The sequence below is a fragment of the Leisingera sp. ABM4_101 genome, from assembly GCF_056158725.1.
Genome location: NZ_JBSWTV010000002.1, coordinates 1,923,904 through 1,946,423 on the forward strand (window position 1 = coordinate 1,923,904; position 22,520 = coordinate 1,946,423).

Genomic DNA, 22,520 nt, shown 5'->3' on the forward strand with positions numbered 1-22,520 from the left:
AGAAACGGCAGGCCACGGAGCTTGTGCAGCTGAAAGAGATGTTCGCTTTCAGTTCAGGAACCAGGTTCACCCGGCGCCTGTTTCATCGTCTGCGGCAGCAAGCTGCAGGACACTTCAGTCACGCTCAACGGGCTGGCGAAGGCCATCAAACCCGGGTGCTGCGTCATGTCCCTGACGGTCTTCGGCTTGCTGCGCGGAACTCCTCCACGGCTTCTCTTGAATATGCGCGTCCCGGATCGTGCGGCCGTACAGCCCGCTAAAGGAACGCCCCAGTGCGGAGGCGGAGGAAAAACCGCACCGGTGGGCAATCTGTTCGAGGTTAAGATGTGTCTCTTCTGCAAGGTATTTGGCGTGCTGGAGCCGCAGCATTTTATAGTACTTGCCCGGTGTCATTCCCAATTCGCGCTGGAACGCACGGGCCAGGGTGCGCTCTGACAGTGAAACCCGTTTAGCCAGTTCCGAAGTGTGCAATGGCGTTTCGATATTCTCGGCCATCAGGTTCGCCGCTTTCAAGATCTTCGGCGATCCCTTCTGTTCCAGCCTGGCGGCGCCACGGTTCAGCTCCGACTGGCGCGACGGATCATAGACAAACATAGTCGAGGCCCCAAACGCGGCTGCAGAGCCATAGAGTTCCTGAATGAGGCTCAGCATCATGTCGAGTGCGGTGCTGGCGCCGCCACAGGTGAGGAACGGGCCGGAGCGTGTAAATCTCGAAGTGGAGACCTCTGTCTTGGGGAAGGCCTCGGCAAAGGCATCCAGTTCCTGCCAGTGGATTGTGGCTGTATGGCCGTCCAGAACACCAGCCTGCGCCAGCATCCATGCGGCGGTGTCCAGAGCCAGAACCAGATCTGCTCTCTGGGCTGCAGTTCTGAGCTTGGCAAGCAACGCAGGCGTGGCCTGTTCACGCATGTTATAGCCAGCGACCAGCACCAGGGCACGGTCGCTTTGCTGCGCGTCGAAGGCGCTGTCCGGTGTAATTCTCAGACCGCTGGAACTGGTGACCGGCGCCCCGCCCAGGGTGCTGACCTGCCAGGCGGCTGTGTCCTGGCCGGCCGTCATCCGCACATCGCGCAATGGTTCCATCGCGCTGGCCAGCACCATGTTTGAGAAACCATCGAACAATAGAAACTCAAAGACATGTGGCAGTTTTGACCGTTTTTGCATGTAATATGTCCAAAACTGTGTTTATCCCGCTGCACTCAAAGCGCTAGACACCCTCAAGTCAAGCTACTTGACGTTCCGCCGAAGACGACACGACGCCCGCTTTTCAGCCACTGAGACCTCTATGACCACTGCTTCCCTTCTCTGGCAGCCGGATCTTTCGGCGCGCCGTAAACCCTTGTTGTCCAGCTTTATGGCGCAGGCTGCCGAGGCCGCCGGAACGGCGCTGGACAGCTTTGAGGATCTGCACGCCTGGTCGGTTGCGCAGCCGCAGGCATTTTGGCCGCTGGCCTGGGAATTTTGCGGGCTGGCAGGGGACAAGGGCATGGTGCCGCTGCTGGCGGATGCGGACCCGATGCAGGTGCGGTTCTTCCCCGAAGCGCGGCTCAATGCCGTTGAGACATTTCTGAAGAACGCCGATGGCCGCGAGGCTGTGGTCTTTATCGGCGAGGACGGCCGCCGCATGGCCTGGACCCGGGCTGAGCTGAAACGCGAGGTGGAACAGCTGGCCGCCGCCCTGCGTGAGGCAGGCATTAAGGCGGGCGACCATGTTGCCGGCTACGTGCCGAATATGCCGCAGACCGTGGCGGCGATGCTGGCGACCGCCTCGTTGGGGGCGGTCTGGTCTTCCTGCGCGCCGGAAAGCGGGCCGGATGTGGTGGTGGACCGCTTCGGCCAGATCGAACCCAAGCTGATGTTTGCCGCCGACGGCTATTTCTACAACGGCAAGATGTTTGAAACCCGCGCCGCCATTGCCGAGGTCGCCGCCCGGGTGCCGTCGATCCAGCAGATCGTGGTCTGGCCCTATGCAAACGGGGCTGAGGATCTGCCACAGGGCATGACCGCCTATGAGACTTTCAAGCAGGCAGACGCCCCGGCGCTGGCCTGCCGCCCCATGGGTTTCCGCGATCCGCTTTATGTGATGTTTTCCTCCGGCACCACCGGCAAGCCCAAGTGCATTGAGCATTCCGGTGGCGGCACCCTCTTGCGGATGCTGGTGGAGCAGCAGCTGCACTGCGACCTGCGTCCAGGCGACCGGATGTTTTATTACACCACCTGCAACTGGATGATGTGGAACTGGCAGGTGGCGGCGCTGGCCTCCGAGGCGGTGATCGTTCTGTTTGATGGCAGCCCAATGCACCCGGGCATGCACAGGCTGTTCGGTATTCTGGACTCCGAGAAAGTCACCCACTTTGGTGTTTCCGCCAAATACGTGGATACTTCCCTGAAACGCCGCAACCGGCCGATGGACAGCCACCAGCTGGCCAGCCTGCGGGTGGTCCTGTCGACGGGTTCGCCGCTGTCGCCCGAAGGTTTTGCCCATGTCTATGCCGACTGGAAGGCGGATGTGCAGCTGGCCTCGATCTGCGGCGGCACCGATATTCTGGGCTGTTTCATCGGCGGCTGCCCGGTGCTGCCTGTGCATCAGGGAGAGATCCAGGCGCCGATGCTGGGGCTGGATGTGGCAACCCTGAATGACGCGGGCGAGCCAGTCGAGGGCACGGCGGGCGAACTGGTCTGCCGCAATGCGCATCCGTCGATGCCGACCCGGTTCCTGAACGACCCCGGCAATGCCCGCTACCGGGCCAGCTATTATGAGACCTATCCCGATATCTGGCGGCAGGGCGATTTCACCATCCGCACGGAACATGGCGGCTATGTGGTGCTGGGCCGCTCGGACGCGACGCTGAACCCGGGCGGCGTGCGGATCGGCACGGCAGAGATCTACCGGCAGCTCGACAAGATCGGCGAGGTCTCGGATGCGGTGGTGGTCGGGCAGAGCTTCGACAATGACGTGCGGGTGGTGCTGTTTGTGCAGACCGCTGAAGGGGTGGCGCTGGATGACAGGCTAACCACCCGGATCAAAACGGAAATCCGCAAGAACGCCTCGCCGCGCCATGTGCCGGCCAAGATCATCTCCGTCGCCGACATCCCGCGCACCAAGTCTGGCAAGACCGCCGAGCTGGCGGTGCGGGATGTGGTGAACAAACAGCCTGTCCGCAACCTATCCGGCCTCGCGAACCCGCAGGCGCTGGCGCTGTTTGCGGATCACCCTGAATTGCAAGCTTAACCCCAAAGGAGCGAGACCATGCCCCTGACCATGAACCGTGAAGTCTTCATCACCGCCGCCGTGACCGGCTCGGGCGGCACCCAGGACAAATCCCCCCATGTGCCGCGCTCGCCCAAGCAGATCGCCGAGTCCGCGATTGAGGCTGCCAAGGCCGGTGCGGCGGTGGTTCACTGCCATGTGCGCGACCCGGAAACCGGTGCGCCGTCCCGGAAACTTGAGCTTTACCGGGAGCTTACCGACCGGATCCGCGATTCCGAGGTGGATGTGGTGCTGAACCTGACCGCCGGGATGGGCGGCGACATCGTGTTCGGCTCGACCGAAGCTCCGCTGCCGGTCAATGAGGCGGCGACCGACATGATCGGGGCATCCGAGCGGATGGCCCATATTGCCGAATGCCTGCCGGAAATCTGCACCCTGGACTGCGGCACCATGAACTTTGCCGAGGCCGATTACGTGATGACCAACACCCCCGGCATGCTGCGGGCGATGGGGCAGATGATGACCGATCTGGGCGTGAAGCCGGAGATCGAGGCGTTTGACACCGGCCACCTGTGGTTTGCCAAGCAGTTGGTAAAAGAGGGAATTCTGGAACCCAACGCGCTGGTGCAGCTGTGCATGGGGGTGCCGTGGGGCGCGCCGAACGACCTCAACACCTTCTTGGCGATGGTCAACAATGTGCCGTCGGACTGGACCTGGTCGGCGTTTTCCCTGGGCCGGGATCAGATGCCCTATGCGGCGCAGTCGGTGCTGGCGGGCGGCAACGTGCGGGTCGGGCTGGAAGACAACCTGTTCCTGGACAAGGGCGTTCTGGCCACCAACGCCCAGCTGGTGGAGCGCGCGGTTGGCGTGATCGAGGGCATGGGTGCCAGGATCATCGGCCCAGACGCGGTGCGCGAGAAGCTGGGTCTGACCAAGCGCGCGCCGGTGGCGAAGTAAGCGGGGAACCGGGGGGTGCTATGCGTGCACCCCCTGTACACCCCCTGTGCACCGCCGCGCTGCGGCACGAGGGAGGATTGGGGGCTTGCCCCCAAACCCCCAGGATATTTTCGGCCAGAAGAAGTGCCGGGCGTTTTTGAAAAGGACATCAGATGAAAACAGCAGCAATCATCGGCGGCGGGGTTATCGGCGGCGGCTGGGCCGCGCGGTTCCTTTTGAATGGCTGGAACGTGCGGGTGTTCGACCCGGACCCGGAAGCGGAGCGCAAGATCGGCGAAGTGCTGGCCAATGCCCGCCGCGCGCTGCCGTCGCTTTATGACAAGGCGCTGCCTGCCGAGGGGGCGCTGACCTTCCACGCGGATATGGCCGAGGCCGTGGCTGAGGCATCCTGGATCCAGGAAAGCGTGCCGGAGCGGCTGGAGCTGAAACACAAGATCCATGCGCAGATCCAGGCGCATGCGCCGGCCAGCGCCGTGATCGGCTCGTCTACCTCGGGCTTTAAGCCGTCGGAGCTGAACGCCGAAGGCGCCCGTGCCGTGGTGGCGCATCCGTTCAACCCGGTTTACCTGCTGCCCCTGGTGGAGCTGGTGGGGGATGCGGACACTTGTGCGCAAGCCTCGGACCTGCTGCGCGAGGTGGGGATGTACCCGCTGACCGTGCGCAAGGAGATCGACGCCCATATCGCCGACCGGCTGCTGGAAGCGGTCTGGCGCGAGGGGCTGTGGCTGATCAAGGACGGCATCTGCACCACTGAGGAGCTGGACGAGTCGATCCGCATGGGCTTTGGCCTCAGGTGGGCGCAGATGGGCCTGTTCGAGACCTACCGGATTGCCGGCGGCGAAGCGGGGATGAAGCACTTCATGGCGCAGTTCGGCCCGGCGCTGGAATGGCCCTGGACCAAGCTGATGGATGTGCCGGAGTTCACCGAGGAGCTGGTTGACCTGATTGCGGGCCAGTCGGATGCCCAGTCCGGCCATATGCCGATCCGCGAACTCGAGCGGCTGCGCGACGACAATCTGGTCGGCATGATGCGGGCGCTGAAGAAATCCGGCAGCGGTGCTGGCGGGGTCATCAACACCCATGAGGCAACGCTGCCCGTGCCGGAGGCGGTGGAGCTGCCGGTCACCGTCAGCCGCGTGGTGCCGCAGAGCTGGACCGACTACAACGGCCACATGAACGAGGCGCATTACACCGAGGCCTCGGCCCAGGCGACCGACCGCTTCATGGAGATGATCGGCTGCGGCGCGGACTACATCGCCGCGGGTGGCAGCTATTTCACCGTGGAAAACCACGTGCGCTTCCTGGATGAACTGCACGAGGGCGACGCGCTGACCGTCACCACCCAGGTGCTGCAGGGCGAAGGCAAGAAGATGCATCTGTTCCACCGCCTGGTTGGCCCCGAAGGGCAATTGGCGGCGACTGTCGAGACGCTGCTGCTGCATATGGACCTCAATGCGCGCGGCACCTCGCTGCCCTCGCCGGAGGTTGCGGACAGGCTGGCGGGCTATGCCGCCGCCCATGCAGGACTGCCGCTGCCGGAAGGTGCCGGGCGCCACGTCGGCCAGAGGGGATGATATGGAAACCGGCAGTTTGCGGCTGCCGGTTTCTTTATGCGGGCCGGGTCTCCTCCCCGATCCGGCCCGCGGCTTGCCCGCTGTAAAAGGCGGCAGCCAGGGGAGGGATTTTCCGGACCTGCGGGGCAGGCGGGAGGGCTTCATCCCGCCTGCCCGGGCCGGGCTGCTGTCCCGGGCGGAGGATCCGGGGCGCATTTGCAATTAGGGACAAAGGGAGGACCATATGTCCGAGAGCAATTCCAACAGCCATCTGGTGGCGAAGTCCGGTTTCTTTACCGGCCTGCACCCAGGCATGGGGATGGCGGCAAAGGCGATGATCGCCGCTTTTGTGATTTTCACCGTTTTGAACGTCGAGTTCGCGGGCGGATTGTACAAATCGGTGCGCAGCTGGATCGAGGGCGGTCTGAGCTGGTATTACATCTCGGTGCTGGCCGGGATCATGTTCTTCTGCTTCTTCCTGATGTTCTCGAAGTTCGGCAGCCTGCGGCTGGGCGATGATGATGCGCGGCCCGAGTTCAGCAACTTCAGCTGGTTTGCGATGCTGTTCTCGGCCGGTATCGGCATCGGCATCCTGTTCTTTGGCGTGGCTGAGCCGATCTTCTATTTCGATAACTCCGCCGTTTGGGGCTATCCGAACAATCCGCACGCAGAGCTGGCGGGCCATTCGGAGATGGACATGCAGCGCGCGATCGACGCGATGCGGGTGACCTATTTCCACTGGGGGTTCCATGGCTGGGCGCTCTATGTGATCGTGGGACTGTGCCTGGCCTATTTCGGGTTCCGCAAAAAGCTGCCGCTGACCATGCGGTCGGCGCTCTATCCGCTGATCGGCGAGAAGATCTATGGCTCCTGGGGGCATTGCGTCGACCTGCTGGCGGTGTTTGGCTCGGTCTTTGGCATTGCAACCTCGCTGGGGCTGGGCACCAGCCAGATGGCCACCGGTCTGAATGTGCTGTTCGGGCTGGAGCCGACGCTGACGCTGAAGATTGCGCTGATTGTGATCGTGACGATCATTGCCACCGTTTCGACCGTGTCGGGCGTGGGCAAGGGCATCCGGATCATTTCTGAATGGAACATCTGGCTGTCGATGTTCCTGCTGGCGGCCTTTGTGGTGATCGGGCCGCTGAAGTGGCTGCTGGGCTTCTATGTGACCACGCTGGGCGATTACATCTGGAACTTCATCCCGATGGGGTTCTGGACCGCAAGCTCCGAGGAAAACATCGCCTGGCAGGGCGGCTGGACCATCTTTTACTGGGGCTGGTGGATTGCCTGGGCGCCGATGGTGGGCATGTTCATCGCCCGCATTTCGCGCGGGCGCACCATCCGGGAGTTCATGGTGGGCGTGCTGTTTGTGCCGACCGCGATTGCGTTCTTCTGGCTGTGCATGTTCGGCGGCAATGCGATCTGGCAGGAGCTGAACATGGCCGGCGGCCCGGCAGCCGAAGGCGGCGCGGGTGTGATCCAGACCGTGCGCGACTGGGACCTGCCTGCGGCGCTTTACGGCACCATCGGCAACCTGGGCGCCACCTCCTGGCTGGGCGATCTGAGCTGGACCGCCTGGCCGCTGTCGGCGCTGGCGACCTTGCTGCTGTTTTCGTGGTTTGTGACGTCGGCGGACTCCGGCACGCTGGTGATCACCACCATGCTGTCGATGGGCGACGACAACCCGCCCAAGAAGTTCCGGATCATCTGGGGCGCGGGCATCGGGGCGACCGCGATTGTGCTGTTGATGGCGGGCGGCCTTGGCGCGCTGCAGACCGCGTCGATTGCGGCGGCCTTCCCGATTTCCTTTGTGATCATCGGGATGACACTGGGGCTGTACCGGTCGCTGAAGACCGATCCCTCGGCGGCGCCGATCAGCGAGAGCACGGCAGCGCCAGATGGCACCCGCCTGTCGCAGGATCTGCACGCCTGAAGCGCTGGAGATTGGTAAAATGAGCCTCGCCCGGCAGATACCCGGGCGAGGCTTTTCTTTTGCAGCAGGAACGGCCTGTGACGGCTCCTCAGGCCTTCACGCGGCTCATCGACGGATCATAGAGCGGGGTCAGCTGCACCTTGCAGGGCACCCGTTCCGTGGCGACTTCCAGCTCGTATTTGCCGCTCAGCACGTAATCGGCATCAACGCCTTCGGGGTTGCGGATGTAGCCGTAGCCGATGGATTGCTCCACGCTGTAGCCATAACCGCCGGAGGTGAGCCAGCCCGCGCGCTCGCCGTTGCGGTAGATGGTTTCGCGGCCCATCAGCACCACGCCGGGATCGGTGGTGAAGCAGGCGAGCATCTTTTTGACGCCCCCGGCCTTTTGCGCCTCGGCGGCTTCGCGGCCATTGAAGGGGATGTCCTTCTTCAGTTTCACCGCCCAGCCCAGGCCGGATTCGAACGGGGTGTGGTCCGGGCCGATGTCCGAGCCCCAGGCGCGGTAGCCCTTTTCCAGGCGCAGGGATTCGATGGCGCGGTAGCCCGCGTTGATCAGCCCGTGCGGCTGGCCGGCCTCCATCAGCGCGGCATAGACGGTCTGGGCATATTCGACCGGCAGATGCAGCTCCCAGCCCAGTTCGCCCACATAGGTCACCCGCAGCGCCTGCACCGGGCAGCCGGCGATGCCGATGGTGCGGATCGTGCCGAACTTGAAGCCCGCGTTGGAGACGTCGTCGCGGGTGACGGCAGAGAGGATCTCCCGCGCCTTGGGGCCCATCAGCGACAGCACCGCGTTGGAGGAGGTGATGTCGAACAGCTGGCAGTTCATGCCTTCGGGGATGTTGCGGCGGATCCAGTCGAAATCATGGGTGGCATAGCCGGTGCCGGTCACGATGTAGAACTCGTCATGCGCCACCCGGCCCACGGTCAGGTCGCATTCGATGCCGCCCTTGCGGTTCAGCATCTGGGTATAGACCAGCGATCCCACAGGTTTGTCCACGTCATTGGCGCAGATCCAATTCATGGCCGCCAGCGCGTCCGGCCCTTTCAGGGCGAATTTGGCGAATGAGGTCTGATCGAACAGCACCGCGGCCTCGCGCGCGGCCTTGTGTTCGCGGCCCACTGCCTGAAACCAGTTCTGGCGGCCGAAGCTGTAGACATCCTTGGGCGTCTCGCCCTTGGCGGCATCGGCAAACCAGTTCGGGCGCTCCCAGCCGAGTTTCTCGCCGAAGCAGGCGCCTTGGCTTTTCAGGGTGTCATAGAGCGGCGACTTGCGGCAGGGGCGGCCGGAGGAGTGCTCCTCATGCGGCCAGGCCATGGTGTAATGCTTGCCGTAAGCCTCGACTGTGCGGGTGCGGACCCAGTCGGTGTCGAAATGCGGGCGGCCAAAGCGGCGGATGTCTGCGGACCAGAGGTCAAACGGCGGCTCGCCATTTTTCACCCATTCCGCCAGCGCCATGCCTGCACCGCCGCCCGAGGCGATGCCAAAGGCGTTAAAGCCGGCACCGACGTAGAAGTTCCGCAGCTCCGGCGCCTCGCCGATGATGAAATTGCCATCGGGGGTAAAGCTCTCGGGGCCGTTGGTCAGGGTCTTGATGCCTGCGTGTTCCAGCGCGGGCACCCGGCCTAGCGCCAGCTCCATCAGCTGCTCGAAATGGTCAAAGTTGCTGTCCAGCAGCGTGTAGTGGAAGCCCTGGGGGATGCCGTCCTTGGCCCAGGGGATCGGGTTCGGCTCATAGCCGCCCATCACCAGCCCGCCGACCTCTTCCTTATAGTAAGTCAGCCGGTCCGGGTCGCGCAGGGTCGGCAGGCCCGGGGGCACGCCCTCAAACGGTTCGGTCACCATATACTGGTGTTCCATCGGCACCAGCGGCACGTTGACGCCGAACTTGGCGGCAAAGGTGCGGGTCCACTGGCCGGCGCAGCAGATCACCTTTTCGCATTCGATACGGCCCTGTTCGGTGATCACCGCGCGGATCTTGCCGTTCTCGATCTCGATATCTGTGACCTTGGTGTCCTCGAATATCTTCGCCCCGGCCATACGCGCACCCTTGGCCAGCGCCTGGGTGATGTCGGAGGGGTTGGCCTGACCGTCGGTCGGCATGTAGGCGGCGCCGATCACGTCGGAGATATCCATCAGCGGCCACAGGTCCTGGGCCTCCTTGGGGGTCAGCAGCTCCATCTCCAGGCCAAAGGAATGGGCGGTGGTGGCCTGGCGTTTGACCTCGGTCCAGCGTTCCTCATTGCAGGCCAGGCGCAGCCCGCCGTTCATCTTCCAGCCGGTTCCCAGGCCGGTTTCCTCTTCGATCTTGTTATAAAGGTCGACGGAATAGCCCAAGAGCTGGGTGATATTAGCGTTGGATCGCAGCTGGCCGACCAGGCCGGCGGCGTGGAAGGTGGTGCCTGAGGTCAGTTTCTTGCGTTCCAGCAGCACGGTGTCAGTCCAGCCCAGCTTGGCCAGGTGGTAGGCTGTCGAGCAGCCGATGATGCCGCCGCCGATGATGACTGCCTTGGCAGTTGAGGGGAGTTCGGTCATGTCAGTCCTCAGGTGTTTTGAAAGTCGTCGAGCGCCGCGCGGAAGCGGGCGAGGTTGCTGGCGGTGTAGGCCGCGTAGTCAAAGTCGATTTCGGAGGTGATCTCGGAGATCATGCTCCACATGGTCTCACGCAGGAGCGAGGCGCATTTCATGGCGCTGTAGCGGTGCAGCAGATCATCGCTGGCCGGCGCCTCGAAGTAGGTTTCCAGCAGCCATTGCTCCTGCTGCTGCGACAGCCCGTTGTTTGACGCCAGCCCGCCAAGGTCGAACAGCGGCGAGTTGAAGCCGGCATAGTCATAGTCGATCAGCCAGAGCCGGTGGCCGTCGTCCAGGAAGTTGCCGCACAGAAGGTCGTTGTGGCCAAAGACGATGTCAAAGGGGCCGGCGGCCTGTTCCAGCCTGTTGCCGGTGGCGGCCAGTTCGGCAGCCAGTGCCGCGTGGGGGCTGTTCTGGTCCTGCAGGGTCGCGGCATAGTCGCGGATCACGTGGAAGACCCAGAACACCAGCGCCGGGCCGCGCAGGTGGCGCGGCACCTCCTGGTGGCAGGATTTGACCAGCTCCAGCACCCGCGGCAGCATGGCCGGGTCGCGCACGTCCTCCTCGGTCAGGGTGCGGCTTTCGATGAACTCCAGCACCGTCAGCCCGCCCTGGGTATGCACCACCGCAGGCGAAAGGCCCGCCGCATGGGCGGCGCGGCTGGCGGCCAGTTCGTTGAAGCGCATCACCTGATGCAGCGGGATGTCGTCGCCGGCCCGCACCACGTATTTGGCGGCGCTGTCCTGGACCAGATAGTTGACGTTGGTAATGCCGCCGTTCAGCGGTTCGGCGGTGATCTCCCCCTGCCAGACCGGCAGGGCGCGGATTTGGTCAAGCAGATCGGATTGGCTCATGCTCAGCTCTCCAGTCCAAAGCGGATACGGGCGCCGCGGGCTCCGGCGTTGACCAGCCGGTCGGCGATGATGGCGATAAAGGCGATGGCAAGCCCGGCAACCAGGCCGCGGCCGGTGTCGGCCTTGGTCAGGGCAATATACACCTCCTGGCCGAGGTCGCGGGTGCCGACCAGCGCGGTGATCACCAGCATCGACAGGGCCAGCATGATGGTCTGATTAATGCCCAGCAGGATTTCCGGCAGTGCCATCGGCAGCCGTACCAGCCGCAGCAGCTGCCAGCGGGTGCAGCCGGAGACCTGGCCGGCCTCGATCAGCTCGCCGCTGACGCTGCGCACGCCGTGGGCCGCATAGCGCACCGCCGGGGCCAGCGCATAAAGCACGATGGCGATCATTGCGGTGAAGTCGCCGACCCGGAACAGCATCACCACCGGGATCAGGTAGACAAAGCTGGGCAGGGTCTGCAGCGTGTCGATCAGCAGGCCGATGGCAACGCCTGCGCGCTTGCTGAGCGCGGCCAGCACACCCAGCGGCACGCCGATCAGGGTGGCCAGGATCACCGAGGCGCCGCAAAGGTAGACGGTGACCATCGCCTTGGCCCAGAGCCCGCTGAAGGCGATCAGCGCGGACATGCCGCCGCACAGCAGCGCCAGCTGCCAGCCGCCGGCCCGCCAGCCCAGCAGGGTCAGCATGGCGATGGCCCAGGGCCAGGGAATGCCCAGCAGGGTTTTCTTGATCGGCAGCATGAACCAGTTGAGAAAGAAGACCTTAACCGCCTCAAACGCATCGAAATAATTCACGTTCAGATATTTGACGGCATCGTTCCAGAAGGCGCCGGTGGTGATGGTCTGGCTGGCCGGATAGTCCAGCAGCAGCGGCGAAAAATGCCCCAGCACCCAGGTGATGGCCAGCAGCGCCAGAACCAGCACCGTGCGCTTGTGGCGGGCAGCCCAGGATCCCGGCGCCACGTGATGCACCTGGCCCATGCGTTCCGCCAGCGCCTGGCTCAGCCGGTCGACGGCGATGGCCAGCACAACGATGGCGATACCGGCCTCAAAGCCCGCGCCGATATCCAGGCGGCGCAGCGCCGCCAGCACGTCGAAGCCTAGCCCGCCCGCACCGATCATCGAGGCGATGATCACCATGTTGAGGGTCAGCATGATCACCTGGTTCACCCCCACCATCAGGCTTTGGCTGGCGGAGGGCACCAGCACCCGCCACATCAGCTGCCGCGGGGTGGTGCCGGCCATTCGCCCGAAGTCGAGGATCTCCGGGTCCACCGCCTTGAGCGCCATGATGGTGATGCGGATCATCGGCGGGGTGGCATAGATGATGGTGGCGACCAGGGCCGAAACCGGGCCGAAGCCGAACATGAACAGGATCGGCACCAGATAGGCGAAGATCGGGATGGTCTGCATCAAGTCCAGAATGGGCGACAGGATACGCTCGCCCAGCGGATGGCGGTAGGCCCAGATCCCCGCCAGCAGCCCGCCGCCCGCACCGATCGGCACCGCGATCAGGACAGAGGCCAGCGTGACCATGGCGCTGTCCCATTGGCCGAAGACCGCGAGGTAGGCAAAGCAGGCGCCAGCCATCGCCGCCAGGCCCCAGTTGCGGCAATAGTGGCCCAGGGCGATGACCCCAGCGGTCACGGCGATCCAGCTGGCGGCGGGCAGCAGCGCCTGCGCGCCGGGGGCAGAAGAGACAAGGAAACCGTCTGCCAGCAGGCTCAGCATCAGCTGGTAGGGCTGTTCGATCAGCCAGGCGATGGCGCGGGTCATATCGGTAAAACGCAGCGGGCCGATGGCCGCATCCTCCACCAGCCAGGTCATGGCGGAGGAGATATGGGTCTTGAACGGGATCACCCAGCCGGAGGGCACTTTGACCAGCCAGCGCGCATCCAGCGCCTTGGCCAGGTCGCGGCCGAACCAGCCCAGCAGAACCGTGGCCAGCACCAGGCCCCAGGCCGCGGCAGCGGGCCCGGTCAGGCGGGCAAAGAGGCGGGCGCTCATGCCGGCTCTCCGGTGCCGAACAGGACCCTGGCAACCGCCTGGCGGGTGATGCAGCCGATGATTTGGCCGCTGCCGTCGCAGACCGGGCGCGGCGCGTCGGCGGCGATGATCTGTTCGGCGACTTCCGACACCCGCGCGCTTTGCGGCACCGGTGTGCCTTCGCCGCCCGCGCCTGGGGTCATGATGCCGCCGACGGTCAGAACCTTGGAGCGGGGGATATGGCGGGTGAACTCGGCAACATAATCGGTGGCCGGGTTCAGCACCAGTTCCTCTGGCGTGGCGACCTGGATGATCTCGCCGTCCTTCATGATGGCGATGCGGTCGGCCAGGCGCACGGCCTCCTCAAAATCGTGGGTGATAAAGACGATGGTTTTGTGCAGCCTTGCCTGCAGGCGCAGGAATTCATCCTGCATCTCGCGGCGGATTAGCGGGTCCAGCGCCGAAAACGGCTCATCCAGGAACCACAGGTCGGGTTCCGTCACCAGCGAGCGCGCAATGCCGACCCGCTGCTGCTGGCCGCCAGACAATTCGCGCGGGTAGTAATCCTCGCGGCCCTTGAGGCCTACCAGCTCCACCACCTCGCGCGCCTTTGCTTCGGCTTCCGCCCTTGGGGCGGCCTGCACGGTCAGCGGGAACATCACGTTCTGCAGCACGGTCAGATGCGGCAGCAGAGCGAAATGCTGGAACACCATGCCCATCTTGTGGCGGCGGATTTCGATCAGCTCCTGCTCGCTGGCGGTCAGCAGGTCGACGCCGTCGAACAGCACCTGGCCGCCGGTCGGCTCAATCAGCCGCGACAGGCAGCGCACCAGGGTGGATTTGCCGGAGCCGGACAGCCCCATGATGATAAAGATCTCACCCTCGGCGATGTCGATTTGGGCGTTGCGCACGGCGCCGATGATGCCTGCCTTGCGGATGTCCCCGCCGCTGGGGGAGGGGTTGGCGGTCAGAAAGGTATCCGCATTGGCGCCATAAAGCTTCCAGACGTTGCGGCAGGAGAGTTTGGTCTTGGGGGTCATCAAGGCGGCTCCGGGGCCGGGCCGCAGGGGCGGCCGGCGAAATTGATCGGGCGGGGAAAAAGCCGGGGCTGCCTTGAGAGCAAACAGCAGCCCCGGGGAGTGAAATCAGTTGCCGATCCAACCGGACCAGCGGTCCTTGTTGGCGGCCATCCAGTCAGACACCACCGTGTCGATACCGACGCCGTCCAGATCTGCCTTTCCGACCATGGCGCTCATCTCTTCGTTGGAGATATTGTAGGCCTGCACGATCTCGTAGGCGCCCGGCCATTTCTCCGGCAGCCCCGCCCAGGCAGCTTTCCAGATCGGGCCGCGCGGCTTGCCGCAGTCATAGGCCAGATCCGGGTTCACCCCGACGGAGGGATCGGAGTAGCATTCCGCGGAATAGGGCGGGAACTCGACAAATTCGCCGTCGTATTTGGCCGGCGCCCAATGGGGCACATAGACCCACAGGACAATCGGATCCTGCCGCTGGTAGGCGGATTCCAGTTCCGCAAACAGCGCTGCATCGGTGCCTGCGTGGACCACTTCAAAATCCATCTCCAGCGCTTCGACGCGTTCTTCGTCAAAGCCGCCCCAAGTGACCGGGCCGCCGACGTAGCGGCCATAGGGAGAGGTTTCGGCGGTGGCAAATTCCTCGGCGCAGTCCTTCAGCGCCTGCCAGTCGGGCAGGCCGGGGCAGCTGTCCTTCATATAGGAGGGGTACCACCATTCCTCGATCGCCATCAGCCCGGTTTCGCCTGCGTTGATCACCTTGCCGGTGGCGGTGGCGTCATCCAGTGCTTCGCGGCCGGTGGTTTCCCAGATTTCCATGGCCAGATGCAGGTCGCCGGTCTTGAGCCCGGCAAATTGCGCGATGTAATCGGCCTGGACGTATTCGACGTTATACCCTGCTTCCTGCAGGATGCTGCCCATGATCTTGGTATTGATCAGCTGGCCGGACCAGTCGTGCAGCGTCAGTTTAATCGGGTCGGCAAATTCTGCGGACCAGGCGGAGGATGCGGAAACGGCGGCTGTCAGCGCCACGGCTCCCAAAGCATTGAAGTTTCTCAGCATAAGGAATTCCCTGTTATGTGGCATTTTGTGCAATTCTTGGCGTCGCGTGCTGAGATGTTGCGGCGCCTGCCGGTTTCAGTCAATAAAAAACCACAATAAGCCACATATTTCGTGAGCTCCACGGGTGTATTTGGGCCAACTTTCCTGCACACCCGGCGGAAATGTTGTTTTTTGTGGCTTTCTCGCGTAGCAACGCAACAGGAGGCCCTATGACCAAAACCCGCAAAACCACCAATCAGCGCGAAGAGGAAATCCTGCGGGAACTGCAGCAGGCCGGCGGGTCCTGCCGGGTCAGCTACCTGGCGGGCAGGCTGGGCGTGACCAATGAGACCATCCGGCGCAATATCCGCACGCTGGAAGATGCGCAGGTGGTGCGCAAGGTGCATGGCGGGGTGCATCTGGTGGAGGATGTGGTCGAACTGCCGCTGCAAAGCCGGATGGGCACCCATGCCGCTGAGAAGCAACGCCTGGCCCGGGAGGTCGCCAAGACCATCAGCGACGGCGACTCGGTGTTTCTGGATGTGGGGTCGACCACTGCCTATGTGGCGCAGGAGCTGCGGGAGCGGTCGAACCTGTTTGTGGTCACCAACTCTGTGCTGGTGGCCCATGCGCTGGCCTCGCGCAACAACAACCGGGTGTTTCTGGCGGGGGGAGAGCTGCGGCCGCATGATGGCGGTGCCTTCGGGGCTGAGGCGCTGGATCTGGTGCGGCGGCTGAATGTGCAGTTCGCCATTTTTTCGGCCGGGGCGATCAATGCCGAACTTGGGTTCATGCTGCACGATCTGGAGGAAGCGAACCTGGCGCGGGTCGCCGCCGCCAACGCGCAGATCAGGATTGTGGTGGCCGACCGGGACAAGTTCAACAAACGCGCGCCGGTGTCGATCGGCAAGGACACCAAGTTTGACGTCTTTTATACTGACGCCCAGCCCTCGCAGGCGATCAAGGACATGCTGAAGGCAATGGATACCGACCTGATCGTCGTCGAGTAGCAAAAGCGGGCCGCCATTCCAGCAGCCCGCATCTGTTGTGTTGCAGGGGTTATTCGGCTGCGATTGCGGTTTCGGCATTGGCTGGCGCGTCGAAGGGCGCCCAGGTCAGGCCGCCGCAATACCGCCAGGCCAATTTGCCGTTCTGATCCATGGCAATCAGGTGCAGCCAGCGGTTGTCGAACAGGTCCCGCACGCCTGGGTGGCGCTCCAGCACGGCTGTCATCGCCTCGCGCGGGGCTTCGATCACCACTGACAGGCGCAGCGGATCATGCTGGAAGGCGCTGCCGTCATGCACGGACTGCCAGGGCAGGCCGGGGCGCAGGGCGCCGCCGTTGCCTTCGAGCACGCCGATGCCACCGGCCACGTTGTGCAGCAGCTTGTTGCCGCCGCCGAACAGGGCGGGCGCAGCCGAAGAGCCGTAATACTGCAGGCTGATCCAGCTGGCGACCACCACGGGGGCGGTCATGATCAGCTCCAGCACGCCGAAGCCCTCATCGCTGCGCCAGTCATAGCTGTGCAGGAACGCCTGGCCCGCCAGGCCGCTGGACTTGGTGCGGTGGCGCGGGGCGGCGATGAAGGCGCGGCAGCCGGCCAGGCCCCATTCCGGGCGCAGTTCTGCCCAGTCCTGCGCCCGGCGGAGCAGCTGGGCACCGGTGTCCGCCCGCGGCAGCCGCGCCGCGCGCTCGGCCCGGGCCAGAGTGCCGGCCTCTGCCAGCCAGCCGCGCAGCCTTGCCAGCTCCTCTGCATGGGCGCCCTGGGGCACGTCCTGGTCATAAAGGGTGACCAGATCGGTGGTGGTATTGTGCAGCGCCGCCACAAACAGGGCGTCGTCCGGAATGGCGATCCCGCGGGCGGCAAGCCCGGCACGCACCCCGGTGTCATTGAGGAGGGCAGCCAGCAGGCGCGCGTTCACATCCCCCGCGTGGCCGCCGCAGGCGCCGCAGTGCAGGGCGCTTTCATGCGGGTTGTTGGTGACGCCCGCGCCATGGCCTGCCAGCAGCACCAGCGGGGCGAAGCCTTGGGTCAGCGACATCGCGCTCAGGATGGTGTGCGCCATGCCGACCCGCTGCTCCAGGCTGATCGCGGGATCCAGGCGCGGGGCGGGGCTGGCGGCCGTCTTGCCGCCCGCTGCCAGGGAGTCGCGCAGCAGCTTGCCGGCATAGACCGGCCCGGCGGCCTCGACAAAGGCAAAGGAGGAGACGGCCGCCAGTTTGAACCGGCCCCAGGCACGCTTGGCCCGGGCGGCATAGCGGCGGTTCAGGCCGCGGGCTTCGGGCTCTGCGGTGCCGGAACGGACAGAGGCGGGCAGCAGCACCGGGCCGCGGGTCTCTACCACGTCGGAGGCTTCGGCCTGATGGGCGCTGGCAAGGCCGAAGAAACCGGCAAAGCCGATGGTGGCGATGCCCTGGTCCTGGGCTTCCAGCGCGCGGCGGAAAACCTCGGAGCGCACGTCGATGCAGAAGGCGGCCTGCAGCTTGGGGCGGTCTGCGGCCTGCGGTGCAGGGCCTGCGGAGGCGGCCAGGGTTTCCGCCAGCCTGCGCTGCTCTGCCCGCTCGGCGGCGTCTTGCAGCACCGCGTCGATGATCATGTCCCGGTCCGGGGCGAGCGGGGCTTCGTGCCCGGCCACGGCCGCGGCCCATTCGGCTGCAATCCGATCCTTGTACAGCGTGAACAGCGCCTCGTCATAGACCATGCGGATGGCCAGCAGCTCTGTCACCGCGTTTTCGCTTCGGCCGTCCAGTTCCGCCTGCCACAGCAGGCCGCGGGCGTATTGCGCCCAGCCGCCCAGGGCGGTCAGCCAGCGGTGGAACGCGGTGGCCGCGGCGGCGGTGCCGAGATCCAGCGTTTCACAGGCCCGGCCAATGGCACGCCAATGCGAGCGGTTTGTGGCTGCAACGAAGGCGCCGAAACCGGCCAGCCCGTGGATTTCGGGTGTCAGATCGCGGGAGGCAAACTCGCGCCAGGCCGCAAAGGCGCCGCCGGTGCGGCCGGGCTGCCACAGCGCCTGGCCCTGGTCGAAATGGCTGGCGGCCCAGACACCGATGCGGTCTTCGATCAGACCGGGCCAGTCGATGCCGGAGGCATCCGCCGCCAGTTCCGCCACGGTCGGCAGCGCTTTTGGCTGCGGCGCAGGGGTGCTGAGGGCGGATTTCACCTCTGCGAGGCTGGGCCGGCCGAACCGGCCTTCGATGGCGGCAAGCGCATTCTGCAGGTCGTCCTCCAGGATGCGGCCGGCCTCGAACTGCTTGGCCCACAGGGTGCGGCTGGGGGTGATCCGGGTGCCTGCCACCCGCGCCATACGGGCAGCGGTGACCGCCAGCGGCTCGCCGGACTGGCCCAGAAAGGGGTTCACCGCGACGCTGGCCTGCAGCGGAAACAGCGGCGGCACTGCCTTGGCGGCGCTGGCCGCTTCGGCCACAAGTTCCAGCAGCGGGGCGGGGAAGGTTTCGAGCTTTGCAAACATTCCGGGTTCCTTCAGGCAGGGGATTTCTTGGACCAGCCGCTGAGCAGCCTGTCAAAGACCGCGTTGGCATAAAGACCGTTGGAGAGGTGGACGCGCAGGCCGGCAGCAGCGGGGTGCTGGGCCCAGAGCGGGAAGGTGGACTGCGCGACCGCGACGGCGCCGAAACTGGCCAGCGCCAGAAGGATCAGCGCCCATTCCAGCGGTCCGGGCTGCGGCGCTGGGGGCAGCGCGCCGGCGGTCAGCTGCGCGGCGGCCATCTGCAGCAGGAAGTAGCTGACAGAGACGGTGCCGGCATAGAGCATGGTGCGGCGGGTGAGGGCGCCAGGCGCGGCATCGGCCAGGCCCTGGGCCAGCAGGTAGGCGACACCGAAGATCAGGATCACGCCTAGCGCGATGGCCTGCACCGACTTGCCGTCAAATCCGAACACGCTGCCGGTCAGGCCGTAGATCGCGATGGCTGTGGCGAAGGCCAGCATCACGTTGCGGGCGCTGGGCACCGCAACCGGGCCTGGGCGCCGGATGGCGGCAACGTTGCGCACCGCATTGCCCGCGCTGAGGAAGGCATGCGCCTTGTACAGCGAATGGGCGGTGATGTGCAGCAGCGCCAGCGGGAACAAGGCCAGGCCGCATTGCATGATCATGAACCCCATCTGGGCGATGGTGGACCAGGCCAGCGAGGTTTTGACCGCCGGTTGTGTCAGCATCACCAGGCTGCCGAACAGCGCGGTGAACCCGCCCAGCATCACCAGCAGCGCCATCACGCCGGGCGCCGCCAGCATCAGGTCGGCAAGCCGGATCAGCAGGAAGCCGCCGGCATTGATCACGCCGGCATGCAGCAGGGCAGAGACCGGGGTCGGGGCCTCCATCACCTCGGTCAGCCAGCCGTGCAGCGGGAATTGGGCACAGGCCAGAACGGCTGCGGCTGCGATCAGGGCCGCAGATGAAGCGGTCAGTGCGCCGGGGTCGATGCTGTTGAGGATCGAGGCGATGTCGGTGGTGCCGTGGCCGATGATCAGCAGTACTACGGCCCCGGCCAGCGCAGCCTCGCTCAGCCGGGCGGCGAGGGCTTTCTTGCGGGCGGCGCGCCGGGCACCATTGCGGTCCGGGTAAAACAGCAGCAGCCGGTTCAGCGTCAGGCTGGCCGCGGTCCAGGCTGCAAACAGCTGGATCAGATTGCCGGCCGTGACCAGCAGCATCACCGCGGCGAGGGTGGCGGCCATCCAGCCGGTGAAGGCGCCCTGGCGGGCCTCGCCGTCCAGGCTGGTGGCGGTGTAGCGCAGGACAATCCAGCCGATGAAGCTGACCAGCACCAGCATCACGGCGCTGACGGCATCCAGCCGGATAGAAAGCCCAGCGCCCGCCAGGCCGATGAGCGGCGAGGTCCCGGGCCCCTGCAGCACCAGCAGCAGCGCAGAGACTGCGGCGGCGGCGAGGGCGGCGAGCGCGGCCCATTCCGCCGCTTGCGGCACAAGGCGGGGGCGGCGGCCCGGGTTTCGGCTGGCATAGCAGGCCGCCGCCAGAAGCAGCAGCGGGCTGAGCAAAGGCAGAAAGAGGTGGCTCATGGTTCATTTCCCTGGTTTCGGCGGCAGGTGCCGGTCTGGCGCCGCAACCTAGGGAAAGGTTTTAGTTAGTAAAAATACATTGTTTTGAAGTTTTCGTTCTGAATAATAGAACGTATGCCGCTGAATTATCACCACCTCCGCTACTTTTGGGCCGTTGCGCATGACGGCAATCTGACCCGCACTGCGCAGCGCCTGAACCTGTCGCAATCCGCGCTCTCTGTGCAGATCAAACAGCTGGAGGAACGGCTGGGGCATGATCTGTTCGAGCGGCGCGGCCGCCAGCTGCATCTGACCGAGGCGGGCCGGATCACGCTGGATCATGCGGATGCGATTTTTTCGGCAGGGCAAGAACTTGTGGCGACATTGCAGGAGACGGGACGCAGCCGGCAGGCGCTGCGCATCGGGTCTTTGGCGACCTTGTCGCGGAACTTTCAGATCAGTTTTCTGCGGCCGATCCTGCAGCGCTCCGATGTGGAGGTGATCCTGCGCTCCGGCGGCCCTGCGGAGCTGCTGGAGGGGCTGCAGACGCTGAATCTGGACGTGGTCCTGATGAACCGGGAGCCGCCCGGCGATTCGCTGGCTCCTTATGAGACCCACCGCATCGCGGAACAGGCGGTGAGCATTGTCGGCTCCCCCGGCCGGCTGCAGCCGGACCGCCCGGTTGCCGAGCTGCTGGAAACCCAGCCCTTTGTTCTGCCCACCACTGACAATTCGATGCGGACGGCCTTTGATGCCATGGCCAGCCGCCTGGGTGTGCGGCCGCAGGTCGTGGCAGAGGTGGATGACATGGCGATGATGCGCCTGATGGCGCGGGAGGATATCGGGCTGGCGCTGGTGGCACCGATCGTGGTGCAGGACGAGCTGAAGTCCGGGCGGCTGGTGGAGGCGGCGGAGCATCCGCGCATCCGCGAAACATTCTTTGCGATCACTCTGCGGCGGCGGTTTCCGAATCCGCTGGTGCGGGAGCTGCTGTCCAGCACTCCGGATCCGGCTTTTGCCGCCGGGCACGCGCAGCAAAGCTGAAAAAGAAAAAGATCCATATACCCATCTGCGCCGTATCCGGTTTATGCTGACCGAAACCGCAGATATCCAGCCTTTGCGTTCCCGGCCTCCGGCGTCGCTGGCGCGCCGTGAGGAAAGCAGATCCGTGACGCAAGACGCTCCTGGTTATTCGCAGCAGACGGTCTGGATGATCGCCGTGCGCGACAGGCGCGACCGCACCGCCTTTGCCGCGTTGTTCGATCATTTCGCGCCGCGGCTGAAGGGCTTTGTGATCCGCGCCGGTGCGCCGCCCCCGCAGGCAGAGGAAATCGTGCAGGACGTCATGCTGACAGTCTGGCGCAAGGCGGCCACCTTCGACCCGCACAGGGCGCAGGTGGCGTCCTGGATTTATCAGATCGCGCGAAACCGGCAGATAGACATTGCCCGCAAGGAAAACCGCCCGGTGCCCGAGGAGTTGAAGGAAGACCCCGGCACCGAACCTGATGCCAGCCAGATCCTGGGGCTGGAGCAGGAAACCGGACAGCTGAAACAGGCGCTGGCCCAGCTGAAGCCGGAGCAGCGCGATATCCTGGAAAAGGCCTATCTGGGGGAGCTGACCCATCAGGAGATCAGCCGCCAGACCGGACTTCCCTTAGGCACGATCAAGTCGCGGATCCGGCTTGGCCTGCAGCGCCTGAGGCACGAATTGAAGGACCTCATGCCATGAGTGCCATCCGCCATCACATTCCCGATGCCATGCTGGCATCTTATGCCGCGGGCACGCTTGCGGAGGTGTTTTCCGTTGTTGTGGCGGCCCATGTCTCAATGTGCGCGCAGTGCCGTGCGGCCTTGGAGGCGCATCAGGCGGTGGGAGGTATTCTGCTGGACGAAAGCGCAGCGGAGCCGGTGTCCGCCGGCCTGCGCCAGTCTGTGCTGGATCAGCTGGACACGCCGTTCACGCCTGAGCCCGTCTATGACCGTTCCGGCATCTATCCAGGGCCGGTGATTGCTGCGATGAAGGGGCGCAAGCCGCGCTGGAAGACGCTGGGTATGGGGGTTCAGCAGGATATCCTGATGGCCGGGCGGAGCGGTTCCGTTAGGCTTTTGCACATTCCAGCAGGACAGGCGGTGCCGGATCACGGGCACAACGGGCTGGAGCTGACACTGGTTCTGCAGGGCAGTTTCAGCGACGAGACCGGCACCTTTGGCGTGGGTGATCTGGAGATTGCCGACGAGGCGCTGGATCATACGCCGGTTGCCGGGGCGCAAGAGGCCTGCATTTGCCTGGCTGCAACCGATGCACCGCTGCGCTTCAGCGCGCTGGTGCCGCGTCTGCTGCAGCCGCTGTTCCGGATCTGAG

General features: G+C 64.9%; 16 protein-coding genes. 8 read left to right on the plus strand and 8 right to left on the minus strand.

The window, feature by feature from the left end; translation table 11 throughout:
* Positions 1-114: 114 nt before the first annotated feature.
* Complete coding sequence (locus tag ACXAEK_RS10475; protein WP_475041740.1) at positions 115-1,164, minus strand: GlxA family transcriptional regulator; 1,050 nt, start codon at positions 1,162-1,164, stop codon at positions 115-117.
* A gap of 121 nt (positions 1,165-1,285) precedes the next feature.
* Here ACXAEK_RS10475 and ACXAEK_RS10480 point away from each other — a divergent pair, with 121 nt between their 5' ends.
* The 4 genes from ACXAEK_RS10480 (at position 1,286) to ACXAEK_RS10495 (ending at position 7,657) form a co-directional block, all read left to right on the plus strand.
* Positions 1,286-3,232, plus strand: a complete 1,947-nt coding sequence (locus ACXAEK_RS10480; RefSeq protein WP_475041741.1) for an acetoacetate--CoA ligase — start codon at positions 1,286-1,288, stop codon at positions 3,230-3,232.
* Positions 3,233-3,250: 18 nt separating this feature from the next.
* On the plus strand, positions 3,251-4,168 hold the full coding sequence (gene bcoG, locus ACXAEK_RS10485; RefSeq protein ID WP_475041743.1) for a 3-dehydrocarnitine:acetyl-CoA trimethylamine transferase BcoG: 918 nt from the start codon (positions 3,251-3,253) through the stop codon (positions 4,166-4,168).
* 152 nt (positions 4,169-4,320) lie between these two features.
* On the plus strand, positions 4,321-5,742 hold the full coding sequence (locus ACXAEK_RS10490) for a carnitine 3-dehydrogenase (protein ID WP_475041744.1): 1,422 nt from the start codon (positions 4,321-4,323) through the stop codon (positions 5,740-5,742).
* Between the two features lie 223 nt (positions 5,743-5,965).
* On the plus strand, positions 5,966-7,657 hold the full coding sequence (locus tag ACXAEK_RS10495; protein WP_475041746.1) for a BCCT family transporter: 1,692 nt from the start codon (positions 5,966-5,968) through the stop codon (positions 7,655-7,657).
* Positions 7,658-7,745: 88 nt separating this feature from the next.
* On the opposite strand, the gene ACXAEK_RS10500 is transcribed toward ACXAEK_RS10495, so the two are convergent.
* The 5 genes from ACXAEK_RS10500 to ACXAEK_RS10520 all read right to left on the minus strand — a co-directional run bounded on the left by ACXAEK_RS10500 (position 7,746) and on the right by ACXAEK_RS10520 (position 15,164).
* Positions 7,746-10,193: a GcvT family protein gene (locus ACXAEK_RS10500; protein ID WP_475041748.1), complete on the minus strand. Its 2,448-nt coding sequence runs from the start codon at positions 10,191-10,193 to the stop codon at positions 7,746-7,748.
* Positions 10,194-10,201: 8 nt separating this feature from the next.
* Entirely contained in the window at positions 10,202-11,083 is an 882-nt protein-coding gene (locus ACXAEK_RS10505) for a phosphotransferase (RefSeq protein ID WP_475041750.1), read from the minus strand.
* Positions 11,084-11,085: 2 nt separating this feature from the next.
* Entirely contained in the window at positions 11,086-13,092 is a 2,007-nt protein-coding gene (locus ACXAEK_RS10510) for an ABC transporter permease (RefSeq protein WP_475041751.1), read from the minus strand.
* Positions 13,089-14,111: a quaternary amine ABC transporter ATP-binding protein gene (locus tag ACXAEK_RS10515; RefSeq protein WP_475041753.1), complete on the minus strand. Its 1,023-nt coding sequence runs from the start codon at positions 14,109-14,111 to the stop codon at positions 13,089-13,091. Before ACXAEK_RS10515 ends, ACXAEK_RS10510 begins: the two co-directional genes overlap by 4 nt.
* Positions 14,112-14,216: 105 nt before the next feature.
* Positions 14,217-15,164: an ABC transporter substrate-binding protein gene (locus tag ACXAEK_RS10520; protein ID WP_475041754.1), complete on the minus strand. Its 948-nt coding sequence runs from the start codon at positions 15,162-15,164 to the stop codon at positions 14,217-14,219.
* Positions 15,165-15,373: 209 nt separating this feature from the next.
* Here ACXAEK_RS10520 and ACXAEK_RS10525 point away from each other — a divergent pair, with 209 nt between their 5' ends.
* Positions 15,374-16,153 (plus strand): DeoR/GlpR family DNA-binding transcription regulator, encoded by a 780-nt coding sequence (locus ACXAEK_RS10525; protein WP_475041756.1) that lies wholly within the window; start codon positions 15,374-15,376, stop codon positions 16,151-16,153.
* Between the two features lie 49 nt (positions 16,154-16,202).
* On the opposite strand, the gene ACXAEK_RS10530 is transcribed toward ACXAEK_RS10525, so the two are convergent.
* Both ACXAEK_RS10530 and ACXAEK_RS10535 read right to left on the minus strand, forming a co-directional pair.
* Positions 16,203-18,617: a YbcC family protein gene (locus tag ACXAEK_RS10530; RefSeq protein WP_475041758.1), complete on the minus strand. Its 2,415-nt coding sequence runs from the start codon at positions 18,615-18,617 to the stop codon at positions 16,203-16,205.
* Between the two features lie 11 nt (positions 18,618-18,628).
* Entirely contained in the window at positions 18,629-20,179 is a 1,551-nt protein-coding gene (locus tag ACXAEK_RS10535) for a proton-conducting transporter transmembrane domain-containing protein (protein ID WP_475041760.1), read from the minus strand.
* Between the two features lie 114 nt (positions 20,180-20,293).
* On the opposite strand from ACXAEK_RS10535, the gene ACXAEK_RS10540 reads away from it, so the two are divergent.
* From ACXAEK_RS10540 to ACXAEK_RS10550, 3 genes are read left to right on the plus strand one after another with little or no spacing between them, the layout of a single operon-like run.
* Positions 20,294-21,202, plus strand: coding sequence for a LysR family transcriptional regulator (locus tag ACXAEK_RS10540; RefSeq protein WP_475041761.1), 909 nt, complete (start codon positions 20,294-20,296; stop codon positions 21,200-21,202).
* A gap of 43 nt (positions 21,203-21,245) precedes the next feature.
* Positions 21,246-21,887, plus strand: coding sequence for a sigma-70 family RNA polymerase sigma factor (locus ACXAEK_RS10545; protein ID WP_475041762.1), 642 nt, complete (start codon positions 21,246-21,248; stop codon positions 21,885-21,887).
* Positions 21,884-22,519: a ChrR family anti-sigma-E factor gene (locus ACXAEK_RS10550; protein WP_475041764.1), complete on the plus strand. Its 636-nt coding sequence runs from the start codon at positions 21,884-21,886 to the stop codon at positions 22,517-22,519. The genes ACXAEK_RS10545 and ACXAEK_RS10550 overlap by 4 nt, the downstream gene beginning before the upstream one ends.
* Position 22,520 lies beyond the last annotated feature (1 nt).

Bases quoted from the DNA above. Each gene is read 5' to 3' on its own strand.
- ACXAEK_RS10475 (WP_475041740.1), bottom strand. From the start codon at position 1,164: ATGCAAAAACGGTCAAAACTGCCACATGTCTTTGAGTTTCTATTGTTC.
- ACXAEK_RS10480 (WP_475041741.1), top strand. From the start codon at position 1,286: ATGACCACTGCTTCCCTTCTCTGGCAGCCGGATCTTTCGGCGCGCCGT.
- bcoG (WP_475041743.1), top strand. From the start codon at position 3,251: ATGCCCCTGACCATGAACCGTGAAGTCTTCATCACCGCCGCCGTGACC.
- ACXAEK_RS10490 (WP_475041744.1), top strand. From the start codon at position 4,321: ATGAAAACAGCAGCAATCATCGGCGGCGGGGTTATCGGCGGCGGCTGG.
- ACXAEK_RS10495 (WP_475041746.1), top strand. From the start codon at position 5,966: ATGTCCGAGAGCAATTCCAACAGCCATCTGGTGGCGAAGTCCGGTTTC.
- ACXAEK_RS10500 (WP_475041748.1), bottom strand. From the start codon at position 10,193: ATGACCGAACTCCCCTCAACTGCCAAGGCAGTCATCATCGGCGGCGGC.
- ACXAEK_RS10505 (WP_475041750.1), bottom strand. From the start codon at position 11,083: ATGAGCCAATCCGATCTGCTTGACCAAATCCGCGCCCTGCCGGTCTGG.
- ACXAEK_RS10510 (WP_475041751.1), bottom strand. From the start codon at position 13,092: ATGAGCGCCCGCCTCTTTGCCCGCCTGACCGGGCCCGCTGCCGCGGCC.
- ACXAEK_RS10515 (WP_475041753.1), bottom strand. From the start codon at position 14,111: ATGACCCCCAAGACCAAACTCTCCTGCCGCAACGTCTGGAAGCTTTAT.
- ACXAEK_RS10520 (WP_475041754.1), bottom strand. From the start codon at position 15,164: ATGCTGAGAAACTTCAATGCTTTGGGAGCCGTGGCGCTGACAGCCGCC.
- ACXAEK_RS10525 (WP_475041756.1), top strand. From the start codon at position 15,374: ATGACCAAAACCCGCAAAACCACCAATCAGCGCGAAGAGGAAATCCTG.
- ACXAEK_RS10530 (WP_475041758.1), bottom strand. From the start codon at position 18,617: ATGTTTGCAAAGCTCGAAACCTTCCCCGCCCCGCTGCTGGAACTTGTG.
- ACXAEK_RS10535 (WP_475041760.1), bottom strand. From the start codon at position 20,179: ATGAGCCACCTCTTTCTGCCTTTGCTCAGCCCGCTGCTGCTTCTGGCG.
- ACXAEK_RS10540 (WP_475041761.1), top strand. From the start codon at position 20,294: ATGCCGCTGAATTATCACCACCTCCGCTACTTTTGGGCCGTTGCGCAT.
- ACXAEK_RS10545 (WP_475041762.1), top strand. From the start codon at position 21,246: ATGCTGACCGAAACCGCAGATATCCAGCCTTTGCGTTCCCGGCCTCCG.
- ACXAEK_RS10550 (WP_475041764.1), top strand. From the start codon at position 21,884: ATGAGTGCCATCCGCCATCACATTCCCGATGCCATGCTGGCATCTTAT.